The organism is Bilophila wadsworthia ATCC 49260 (genome assembly GCF_000701705.1).
GTDB lineage: Bacteria > Desulfobacterota > Desulfovibrionia > Desulfovibrionales > Desulfovibrionaceae > Bilophila > Bilophila wadsworthia.
In genome coordinates, this window is record NZ_JNJP01000007.1 from 38,372 (window position 1) to 49,980 (window position 11,609).

Consider the following 11,609-nt stretch of genomic DNA (forward strand, 5'->3'; position numbering starts at 1 on the left):
ACGGAACGCCCGTCGGAGGCACGCGCAACGATTCAGGCATCAACATGGGGTCACCAATACCAAAAGTAAACCCTGTTCGTACACTTTTTTTACGCATCTAAGGGCGTATTCCGGAAATAGTCATTCGAAACCGGAAGCTAGCCCATGCAAAAAGGCTTCCATTTTCCGAAAAAATCTTGAATCCCCTAGCAGAGCGATTGCTAACGGCCCTGATTTAGGCGATACTGTCAGACCCGCAGGAGCTCTCCGCATCTGCAAGCTGGGAACGGAGCAGGAGAAAATCCATACCGGGCCAGTCGCCCGGCGACGGGCAGCGCGCCGCTCCGAAGCCTACAAATCATGCATGAGGTACAACGGTGGAGAAAACAGAACATAAAGTCCTCGTAGCCAACCGAGGAGAAATCGCCGTGCGCATCGTTCAGGCCTGCCGTAAACTGGGCCTGGAATTCGTTTGCGTGCATACGGCCGAGGACATCCATTCCGGTCACGTACGCATCGCCAAAGAACTTGGTGGGGAAAAATCCCTCTATCAGGTGTCCTCCTATCACGACGCCAACGAAATCCTGTCCGTCGCCGACGACGCCGGCGCCACGGCCATTCACCCCGGCTACGGCTTCTTCGCGGAAGACTTCCGCTTCGCCCGCCGGGTCACTACCAGAGAACGCAAGCTGATCTTCATCGGCCCCTCATGGCGGGTCATCCGGGAGCTCGGCGATAAAATCAATACCAAACGCCTTGCCCGCAGCCTCGGCGTGCCCACGGTTCCCGGTTCCGACCGCCCCATTTACGACGAAATGGAAGCCGAAAAAATCGCCAGGAGCCTTTACGACTTCCAGCTCCAGCAGGGCATCACCCGCCCGCTGGTCCTCGTCAAGGCTTCCGCGGGCGGCGGCGGCATGGGCATTGAGGAAGTGTACGACATCGATCAGTTCCGCTCCGTGTACCGGCGTATCCGCAACTACGCGCTCCGCCAGTTCAAGGACGAAGGCGTACTCATCGAACAGCGCATCTGCGGCTTCAACCACCTTGAAGTGCAGATCGTCTCCGACCGGAGCGGCAAAAACCCGGTCCACTTCGGCACCCGCAATTGCTCGATCCAGTCCACCGGCCTCCAGAAGCGTATCGAAGTCGCGCCCGGTTTCGACTCCTCGTCCATCGAATACGATTTCGACGCGGACAAGCTGCTGGAAGACATCACCCGCCACTCCCTCGCGCTGGCCCGCAAGGTCGGTTACGACAACGTGGGCACGTGGGAATGGATCGTCACCAAGGACGGCAGCCCCTTCCTTATGGAAGTGAACACCCGCATTCAGGTGGAAAACGGCGTCTCCGCCCGCATTTCCAAGGTCAAGGGACAGGGCGACGTCGACATCATCGCCGAGCAGATCCGCATCGGCCTCGGCGAACCCCTCGGCTATACGCAGGAAGACATCACCTTTGAAGGCGTGGGCATCGAATACCGCCTCATCGCCGAAGATCCCGACAACCGCTTCACGCCGTGGGTCGGCCGTATCGACGCCTTCGGCTGGCCGAGCCATCCCTGGCTCAAGATGCACACGCACGTGCCCACGGACGAGTCGTACGAAATCCCCACGGAATTCGACCCGAACCTCGCGCTTGCCATCATCTGGGGCGAAAACCTCGAACAGGCCAAGGAACGTGGTATGCAGTTCCTCGACGAGCTGACCCTGCAGGGTGAGAACCAGTCCGGCGAACTGAAGTCCAACGTCAACTTCCTCCGGGCCAATACGGGCCGCATTCTCCGCTTCTAGCGGATTACTGGATACAGCATGGATATCGAAAAAAGAGCACATCATCTGAGCGAACGCCTCAATTATATCCGGGATATCTTTGACGGCAAGCACCCGGAAGACATCGAGCTGCTGCACAACCGCCTGAACGAATTCTTCCGCCGCGCCACGGAGGGCATCCAGTCCGATCCGGACGCGGAGCTCACCACGCTGGAAGAACTGTTCACGTTCATGGAGCGCAAGCTGGAAACGAAGATCCAGCCTATGGACAAGGTGCGCATCGTCCGCCACCCGCAGCGTATCTGCCTGCGTGACATCCTTGAGAACGTGTACGACAACTTCACGGAAATCGGCGGTCAGGAAGAGCACAGCATCGATCCGAGTATGCTCATCGCCCGCGCCACCATCACCCGCCGCCGCGGCAAGAAGACCTACAACCAGCTCATCATGGTCATCGGCCAGGAAAAAGGCCACGGCGAGGAATTCCGCAACGGCGGCTCCGTCAAGCCGTGGGGCAACTCCAAAGCCCTCCAGTACATGAAGGTCGCGGAAACCGAAGGCATCCCGATCCATACCTATGTCTTCACGCCCGGCTCCTTCCCCATCGAGGACACGCCCGGCGCGGCGCAGCAGATTGCGAAAAACCTCTATGAAATGGCCGGGCTCACCGTGCCTATGGTCGCCGTGTTCTCCGAAGGCGGTTCCGGCGGCGCCGAAGCCATTTCGCTGGCGGACCGCCGCCTCATGCTCTCGCACGGCTACTACTCGGTCATTTCCCCCGAAGGCGCTGCGGCCATCGAAGGCCGCCTGAAGCCCGGCCAGCGCGCCACCCCCGAGCTCATCGAGCGCTGCGCCACCCAGCTGCACATCACCGCCGAGGACAACCTCCAGTTCGGCTATATCGACAGGGTCATTCAGGAACCCAGCCTCGGCGCGCGCCCGTACCATTACGACTTCTTCCGCACCTTGCGGCAGGAAATCATCCGGGCCACCGACGAGACCGTCCTGTCCGTGCGCTCGGGCATGTTCCGCGGCGCGCTGCTCCGCCGCATGAGCCGCGACGACATCAACCTCGACGAGATGTATATCCGCTGGCACCTCAGCCAGGGAGCCCGCGAGCGCCTTGTCCTGCGCCGCCAGAAAAAATTCCTCCGCCTCTCGCGCGGGGCCTACATCGACCGCCGCCCCTTCCTCAACAAGATGCGCAACAGTATGCGCGAGTCGTGGGGCAACATCTCCGCCCGCATCAAATATGCGCTCATCACCAAGCATCAGCGCAAATTCGCCTATCTGATGGACGAAATGACGTCCGAGATGCACCTGCTGAAGCGCCGCCTGACCGCGCCCTTCTGCCGCATCCCGCGAGATCAGCGCCCCTCCATCGAACCGGAAACCGTGCGCAACCTGACCACGCTTTCCGACTGGGACGAGGAAAGCGAATCCCGCAAGGGCAAATGGACGTACATCAGCCCCCGCGCCAAGGAAGACCGCGCCATCACCTGCCCGAATGCCGGCACGCATGGCTGCCTCGACCTGTGGTCCCCGGATCTGTACGGCGAATTCGCGGGCGTCTGCACGTGGTGCGGCCACCACTTCCCGATGGAATACCAGTGGTTCGTCAAAAACGTGTTCGACGAGGATTCCGTCCGCGAATTCAACGGCGAAGTGGAAGCCACCAACCCCTTGCAGTTTGAAGGTTTCGACGCCCGCCTCGCCGAAGCGCGGGAACGTACCAAGCTCAAGAGCGGCTGCATCACCTTCGAAGCCAAGCTGGACGGCACCAAGATGATCGTCGCCCTGTTCGCGGGCACTTTCCGCGGCGGCTCCGTCGGTTCCGCCGAAGGCACCAAATTTGTGGAAGCCGCGGAACTGGCCATGAAGAAGCGCTACCCGCTTCTCGCCTATGTGCACGGCACGGCGGGCATCCGCATTCAGGAAGGCACACACGGCGTCATCCAGATGCCCCGCTGCACGGTGGCGGTGCGCCGCTACATCAATGCCGGGGGCCTGTATACGGTCCTGTACGACACCAATTCCTACGCCGGGCCGGTGGCGAGCTTCCTCGGCTGCTCGCCCTACCAGTACGCCATGCGCTCCTCGAACCTCGGGTTCGCCGGACGCGGCGTCATCAAGGAAACCACGGGCATAGACATCGAGCCCCACTACCACAGCGCATATAAGGCACTGGCGCGGGGGCACATTCAGGGTGTATGGGATCGCCGTGAGGCGCGCGCCAATCTGAAGCAGGTCCTGCTGACGATGGGCGGCCGCAACCTTTACTACCGTTAACCGCCGTGGGGCTTCGGGGCCGGGGATTCCCGGTCCCCCGCCTTTCCCCTTTGCAAGAAGAGAGTCAACAGCATGTTAGATGTCACAAGCCTTCTCGAAGAAATCAAGGCTTCCCCTTTTGAGGAACAGGAAATCGTCGCTCCGCATACCGGTGTGGTGACCTTCGGTTCGCTCAAACTGGGAGACAAGGTCATCGGCCCGAACGGCACATGGAAGGAACGGCCCGGAACGCTCATCGCCACCATCACGCGCGAACGCAACCCAAAGCCGCTCAACGCGGTCCAGAAGGGCGAAGTCTGCGCCATCCATAGCGAACTGGAAGGGACATACGTGCAGGCGGGCACCCCGCTCGCCACCATCCGCCACTTCCTGTCCAAGGACGAGGTGCTGCGCATCCTGCTCAAGCAGGCGCTCAACCTTTTTGTGGCTCCCGAGCGGGCCAAGTATTATTTCGTCCCCCAGATCGACACCAAGATCAAGGTGTCGGGCTGCCGTTCCGTCTCCGTCTACGAAGGCATGGAACTCTTCATCGTTTCCCGGATGAAGCGGGAAATGCCGCTGTACTACACCGGCCCGGACGGGCTCATCTATACGGTATATTTCGAGCACAATGAAAACGTGGATGCGGGAAGCCCGCTGATCGGCGTCTGCCCCCCGGATCAGCTCCAGCAGATCGAAGAAGTCGTGCTGAAAGTCCAGACCGAATGGCAGGAGCAGGAATAACATGGGCAAACTCCTCCAGATCCGCGTCAGCGCATGGACGTACCGCGAAGAGGACGTCGTCCGGGCATGGCCCGCTCTGACGGCCTTGGCATGGCCCCGCCCCCAGTACCCGGACGAGAAACGCGGCGTGCTGGAACTGGTGACGGCGCTGGAAAACGGCCTTTCGTTCGAAGACTGGCCCCAAGCCGTCGCCGAGGGCCTTCGGGAAGGCATCGGGCGCGCCGCCGCCGTCAAAAAGGATCTGGAGGAAGCGCTTTTCCAGTGGGAACCGCGCAAGGCCAACGAGCTGAGCGAAACGCTGGAAGAGGAACTTGCCACATTGAACGAACGGGCGCCCAAGCCCTAGAGGGCGTCCTGCAAGGAGTTACTATGCTGAACAAGGTTATGATCATCGGCAGGCTCGGCCGCGATCCCGAACTGCGCTATTCCCAGAGCGGCAGCCCCGTCTGCACGCTCAACATCGCCACGGACGAATCCTACACGGACCGCGACGGCAACCGTGTGGACCGTGCCGAGTGGCACCGCGTCGTGGTGTTCCAGAAAGCGGCGGAGAACTGCTCCCAGTACCTGACCAAGGGCAGCCTCGTGTTTGTGGAAGGCAGCCTGCAAACCCGCAAATGGCAGGATCAGCAGGGGCAGGACCGCTACACCACCGAAATCAAGGCCCAGCGCGTCCAGTTCCTCGACAAGCGCGGCGGCGAACAGGGCGGCATGCCCAGCGGCGCGGGCGGCAGCGAAGGCGGCTACAGCGCTCCCCGCCGTCCTGCGGCGGCTCAGCAGGGAGGCGGCAGCCGTCCCCAGCAGCGCCCGCAGCAGCGGCAGGACGATTACGAAGATCTGGGCCCGGCGTTTCCTTCCGAGGCCAGCGGCATGGACGACGTGCCGTTCTAGAGAAATATGGGGAAGGGAAAGGGGGACTTTTCTCCAGAAAGGTTCCCCTTTCCCTTCCCAAGCCCCTCCCTTTCCCCTCCCAAGACGTTTGACTGATGAGGAGGCCGCACGGAAGGAGTTCGTTCCGAGGTACGGCTGGGGAGACGGGATTTCCGTGTTTGACTCAAAGGTAACTTTTCCGCATCATACGGCGTGTCCGTTGATGGCAACGCCTCCGAAACACGCGCCATCGGATCACAGGGGAGCACCTTGGAAAGAGGCAAGCTCCGTTTTTCATCCATAAACACGAGGCACTGATCATAGCTACGCGACTGGAAGGCAACACGGCGGGCCTGAAGCCCAGCCAGATGAAGGCGCTGACGCGTCTGGGGCAACGGCGATATCCCGTACAGGGCGGCTACACAACGGAACAGGCCCGCGAACTCGCGCTCCTTTCACGTGCGCTCGGGCGTCAAGTCGGCCTCGTCATCGATCGGCAGGGCAAGGTGGATATGGTTATCGTGGGCGATCCCGCGTCCATCCTGATCCCGGAATTGCCGCGCGGGCGCGGCGCGGCGGGCCGTCTGCGCGGCATCCGCCTGATGCACACGCACCTTTCTCCGGACGGGCTTTCGCAAGAAGACTTGATGGACATGCTGTTCCTGCGCCTGGACAGCGTTTCCGTGCTGACCGTCAACGATTACGGCGATCCCGTCAGCTTTCAGAGCGGGCACCTGCTTCCCCCCAACGCGGACAGCAAGCCTTACCGCATCCACCCCATGACCGCATGGGATCGTGTGGACATCGATTTCAACGCCGAAGCCGTCTCGCTGGAAGAGGAGCTTGGCCGTGTGCTCTCCGAAGCTTCGGAGGCGGGGGACAGCCCCCGGGCGATCCTCGTATCCGTCTCTCCCCTCCCCCGCGCCATACAGGAAACGCACATCGAAGAGCTCCGGGAGTTGGCGCGCAGCGCAGGCATCGTGGTGACCGGGACGCTTATCCAGCGGGTAGCCGACATCCATCCCCGGCATATTTTGGGTAAAGGCAAACTGACGGAACTTGAGATTTTGGCCTTGCAGGGCCAAGCCTCGCTGATCATCTTCGACGGCGAACTCACGCCCGCTCAGCTCAACAGCCTTTCGGAAGTCACCGAGCGCAAAGTGCTCGACCGGACACAGCTTATTCTGGACATCTTCGCTCAGCGCGCCACGACCAGGGCGGGCAAGCTGCAAGTGGAAATGGCCCAGCTCAAGTACACGCAGCCCCGGCTTGTGGGCAAAAACCGGGCTATGGACAGGCTCATGGGCGGCATCGGCGGCCGTGGCCCGGGGGAAACCAAGCTGGAAACGGACAGGCGCCGCATCCGTGAGCGTATCGCCAAGATCAAGAAAGAGCTTGATGGGTTGCGCCAGCAGCGGGCCTTTACCCGTGCCCGACGCGCCCGGCAGGGTTTGCCGGTAGCCGCGCTGGTGGGCTACACCAACGCCGGAAAATCGACGCTCCTCAACGCCCTGACCCGTTCGGAGGTGCTGGCGGAAGACAAGCTGTTCGCCACGCTGGACCCCACCACCCGGCGGCTCCGCTTCCCCGAAGAGCACGAACTTGTACTGGCGGATACGGTCGGATTTATCCGCGACCTCCCAAAGGAATTGACCGAAGCTTTTCAAGCCACCCTTGAGGAACTGGAAGCCGCCGATCTGTTGCTGCATGTGGCCGATGCCTCGCATCCCGAGCTCGACCGCCAGATCGCGGCTGTGGACGGCATCCTTGCCGATATGGAACTGAACGAAGTTCCGCGTGTCCTTATCCTCAACAAGTGGGACCGGCTGGAGGACGAGATGCGCGATATCCTGCGCGACAGATGGCCCGATGCCCTGCCCATTTCGGCGGAAACCCGGGACGGCCTCAACGCGCTTTCCCGCTGCATCGAAAACACGATCCACTGGGAAACGACGGCCAACATCGAAATAACGGGCCCCATGCCCAAAGTGTACTGATAAGCCGCCCTACTCCGGAAAACGCCACGCGTTCCTCCCCCGGGCCGACATTACAGCACACGAAAAACACGCGCCACACGGACAAGGGAATCCCCTTGATCCTGTGGCGCGTTTTCTTTGGTACCGTCCCACTGTTACAACAGCCTATGAGGAAAAAAGCACAGAAAAGCCGCATCCCGATAAACATGGAACAGCTCCACAATCCATCTGACCGTGAGAGCGACCATGCGGCAGAATCCCCTTCCGTATTGCCCCCATCGGTCAAACGGCTTAAGGGGAAAAAGGAAGGTGTGGGCCGTGCCAGCAGTTCCCTACTCTTTCACTCTCCCCCCTGCGACTCTCCTTGAAGATATATCAAAATCCGGGCGGCGGCGATGGCGTCCGAACCAGCATGGTGATGATCAAGCGGGATGCCGCAGTAACGGCAAACGGCATCAAGCTTGTGGGAAGGAAGCTTGAGCTTCCTGCGCGACTCCCGCAGCGTGCACACGAAAGGAAGATCCGGAAGGGCTATGCCGTTGGACTGACAGCAGGCTTCCAGCACCCGCCGATCAAAAGGGGCGTTGTGCGCGACAAGATGCGTAACGCCTTGCAGAAACGACGCCATCTGCGGCCAAAATTCAAAAAACGTGGGGCTGCCCTGCACGTCCTTCCACGTGATGCCGTGGACCCATGTGAACAGGACACGCCGCCTCGGGGGACGGATCAGGCTATACAGCGTGTCGACGACTTCGCCGCCGCGCACTTTCGCCAACCCTACGGCACAGGCGCTGTCCGGCTGATAGTCGGCGGTTTCAAAATCCAGAGCGACATATACGGGGTCGGCCATCGTGTCTTCCCAAAACAAAAAAGGCGGGGAAATCCCCCGCCTTTTCCTAAACTACAGGGTCCTTAATTCACCGATATACAACTTCAACTGCTGAAGCAGTTCCTTGGCCTTTTCGGGATGCTCGCCAGCCAGATTGTTCAGCTGGAACGGATCGGCCCGCCTGTCATAGAGTTCGTCCTGCTCGGGCACCGTCACTTCGGCCCCCTGAACGCACGTCCACATTTCCTCTTTCATTTCCAGTTCGGCGGACTGCCGGCCTGCGTTGCCGCCCTTGCCCGAGCCGTCATAGAAAAGGCGGTTCATCTCGTCGGTATCGATATCGTTCTTGAGCCAATGGATATACGACCAATCCTTGGTGATGAGCGACCACGACATGCCGTAATATCCGGCTATGGCGACCTCGCGCACGGTATCCGTCTCCCCGCGCATGACCGGGAGCAGGCTGATGCCGTGCATCTCGTCCGCGCCGTAGGTCTGGATGCCTTCATGTCCGGCTTCGGAAAGCGCGGACTGCCCGTAGCCGAGCGCATCCATCATGGTCGCCGTGACATCCACATTCTGGACGAAACTTTCGATCCGCTTCCCACCCTCAAGGCCGGGCACATGGATGAGCAGCGGAACATGGACCAATTCCTCATAGGGCCAGGGGCGGCACTTGCGCATGATGCCGTGCCCGTGTTCGCCGTTGCCCATGGGCTGGCCGTGGTCCGAGGTGATGATCACCATCGTCTCGTCCCAAAGCCCCTGCTCGCGGATCGAATCGAGCAGGTTGCCGATCCATTTGTCCACGAGTTCCACTTTTTCCATGTACAGGGCGCGGATATGGGCGCACTCCTCTTCCGTCATCACCCCCTTGACCTCGGTCCACGGGGCAAGGATCATCGGATTGCCCTGATAGTCCGGGTCATGCGGGCACGGTTTCCCTTCCCAGACGGACGGCGGATCCCAAGGTTCATGGGGATCGAACGAGTCCACCCACATCAGGAAAGGCCGCTTCGGATCGCGTTTGCGCCGCAGCCAGTCGTCGGCTTCCCGGGCGACGACGCTGACATAGTTGTCGGCGTCCGACTTCCAGAACTGACGCTGCTTGAGGTAGCACTCGGCTTCCCGGATCAATGACTGCGACGAACTGTCGTATTCGCCGTCCTCGTTCCTGTGCAACATGCCGGGCGACAGATAGTCCTCGGCCTTCACGGCGGGGTCCAGAGGCACGTTATGGAACGTCTCGTGGTCCAGCTCATGCCCGTTGCAGAACTTTACATAGTCGAACCCGCGCGAATAGCCGTACTTGGGCAGGCGCATGGGCGGCGTATCGTACACCAGCGCCGTCTGCACTTCCCGGCACCACAGCATGTCGGTCAGGCTGGTGTCATTCAGATCCAGCGGCTTCCACCCGGCATAGGGCAAAGTGAAGCGCCCGGTCATGATCGCCCTGCGGACGGGAATGGTAGGGAGCCCTTCGCTATAGGCGTTCTCGAACAGGAACCCTTGTCTGGCAAAACGATCCAGATTGGGCGTTTTGACGTTCGTGTTGCCGTAGCACCCCAAATAGTTGAACTGGAGCGTATCCAGCATAATGAAAATCACATTCTTGATCGGAGACATGTTGTCCTCTTTAGGCTTTTCTGGAGCCGTGAACCGGCGTGCCGTTCAAACGCCAGATGCCGAAGCCGGTCAGGGCGCACAGGATGGAGAAAATGGGGACGAACCAGTTCAGGAATGCATACGGCGCGAAATCGAACGCACTGACGCCGAGCACGCCCGCAATGTAAAACGCGTGGACGCTCCACGGCACCAGCGGGCAGCCGATGGTCCCGGCGTCCTCGCAGGTGCGCGACAGCACGAGCGGGCTGATGTCGGCCTTCTTGAACGAGTCGAGGAAGGCGCGGCCGGGCACGATGACCGCCAGCATCTGGCTGCCCGTGCCCAAATTGATGATGTAAGCCGCCGCCAGCACGGACGCGACCAGACGGACAGTGGAACGGGCACCCTTCAGCACCGCGTCGAGCAAGACTTCAAGCACGCGGGAGCGTTCCAGAATACCGCCGAAGGCCATGCCCGAGCACAGCAGCAGGACCGTCGGCATGATGCTGAGCAGGCCGCCGCGGGACAGCAGCGGATCAAGCTGCTTGATGCCGGTCTTGGAAACGTAGCCGGAGGTCATCATCTTGGCGAGATCGTTGAAGGCCACGCCCTCGTACACAGCGATGGCCACGGCACTGAGCAGGCACGCCACCATGACCGGCAGGACCGGGAAGCGCTTATACGCCAAGGCGATCATCAGGATGGGCGGGATGAATGCCACAAAATCCAAACTGAAATGCCCTTCAAGGCCGCTGAGGATCGCGTTGAGGCTTTCCAGCGAAGCGGTCTGTTCCTGCGCGAAGGAGAAACCAAGCACGGTGTACACGATCCCCGCCGCGACGAACGCCGGGACCGTCGTCCAGAGCATGGACAGGATATGATCGAAAAGCGGCACTTCGCAGACGGACGCAGTAATGTTGGTCGAGTCGGATACCGGAGACATCTTGTCGCCGATGTACGCGCCGGAAACGATGGCCCCAACCGTCATGGCCGGGGGATAGCCGAGCGCCTGCCCAACGCCGAGCAGCGCCACGCCGATGGTCCCCATGGTCCCGAATGAAGTGCCTGTGGCGATGGAGGCCACCGAGCACAGCACCATGGCGGACAGGAGGAAATGTTCGGGCGCAATCAGTTTCAGCCCCCAATAAATGATGGCGGGAATGGTCCCCGAGGCGAGCCACGCTGCGATGATCATGCCTACCAGCGCAAGGATGGCGATGGCGATCTGGATGCGTCCGAGCGCCTCAAACATCCCTTCCTGCAATTCTTCCCAACGGTAGCCCGTCTTCAGCCCCATAAGACCGGCCAGCGCCACGGCGCCGATGAGCGGCAGCACGGGAGGCCGCACGCCGACAACGAGCGTGCCGTACAGGATCATCGCAACAGGCAACACCAACGACAGGATCGCCCATCCTAAAGAAGGCTTATTCCCTTTCGTCTCCATTCCACACTCCTCTCCACAGTCTTCCGTCCGTCCCCTTCAGGAACGGGTACCGGCGAGCACACGGGCTCTGAGTTTTTTGTTGTTCTTCCGAGTATGACCCGCTCTTCACAAAAAGACAACTC

General features: G+C 60.9%; 9 protein-coding genes. 6 read left to right on the plus strand and 3 right to left on the minus strand.

Features of this window, described 5'->3' with window-relative positions:
• Window positions 1-356 precede the first annotated feature (356 nt).
• From T370_RS0104940 to hflX, 6 genes are all read left to right on the plus strand, one after another.
• Window positions 357-1,772 (plus strand): biotin carboxylase N-terminal domain-containing protein, encoded by a 1,416-nt coding sequence (locus tag T370_RS0104940; protein ID WP_029434949.1) that lies wholly within the window; start codon window positions 357-359, stop codon window positions 1,770-1,772.
• A gap of 18 nt (window positions 1,773-1,790) precedes the next feature.
• Window positions 1,791-4,040, plus strand: a complete 2,250-nt coding sequence (locus tag T370_RS0104945) for an acetyl-CoA carboxylase (protein ID WP_029434950.1) — start codon at window positions 1,791-1,793, stop codon at window positions 4,038-4,040.
• A gap of 72 nt (window positions 4,041-4,112) precedes the next feature.
• Window positions 4,113-4,763 carry a hypothetical protein gene (locus T370_RS0104950; protein WP_005027409.1) on the plus strand — a complete coding sequence of 217 codons (651 nt, stop codon included), beginning with the start codon at window positions 4,113-4,115 and terminating at the stop codon, window positions 4,761-4,763.
• Window position 4,764: 1 nt separating this feature from the next.
• The gene (locus T370_RS0104955) at window positions 4,765-5,109 is read left to right on the plus strand and encodes a hypothetical protein (protein WP_005027411.1); all 345 of its coding nucleotides are present in this window, start codon (window positions 4,765-4,767) and stop codon (window positions 5,107-5,109) included.
• Window positions 5,110-5,132: 23 nt separating this feature from the next.
• Window positions 5,133-5,654, plus strand: coding sequence for a single-stranded DNA-binding protein (locus T370_RS0104960; RefSeq protein WP_016361055.1), 522 nt, complete (start codon window positions 5,133-5,135; stop codon window positions 5,652-5,654).
• A 347-nt stretch (window positions 5,655-6,001) separates the two neighbouring features.
• Window positions 6,002-7,630 carry a GTPase HflX gene (hflX, locus tag T370_RS0104965; RefSeq protein WP_051643736.1) on the plus strand — a complete coding sequence of 543 codons (1,629 nt, stop codon included), beginning with the start codon at window positions 6,002-6,004 and terminating at the stop codon, window positions 7,628-7,630.
• A gap of 319 nt (window positions 7,631-7,949) precedes the next feature.
• On the opposite strand, the gene T370_RS0104970 is transcribed toward hflX, so the two are convergent.
• Genes T370_RS0104970 through nhaC form a run of 3 tightly spaced genes read right to left on the minus strand, consistent with a single transcriptional unit; the run spans window position 7,950 to window position 11,487 of the window.
• A complete protein-coding gene (locus T370_RS0104970) occupies window positions 7,950-8,459 on the minus strand; it encodes a 3'-5' exonuclease (protein WP_029434952.1) in 510 nt (169 codons plus the stop codon).
• Between the two features lie 51 nt (window positions 8,460-8,510).
• Complete coding sequence (locus T370_RS0104975; protein ID WP_005027419.1) at window positions 8,511-10,064, minus strand: sulfatase family protein; 1,554 nt, start codon at window positions 10,062-10,064, stop codon at window positions 8,511-8,513.
• Window positions 10,065-10,074: 10 nt separating this feature from the next.
• On the minus strand, window positions 10,075-11,487 hold the full coding sequence (gene nhaC / locus T370_RS0104980; protein ID WP_029434953.1) for a Na+/H+ antiporter NhaC: 1,413 nt from the start codon (window positions 11,485-11,487) through the stop codon (window positions 10,075-10,077).
• Window positions 11,488-11,609 lie beyond the last annotated feature (122 nt).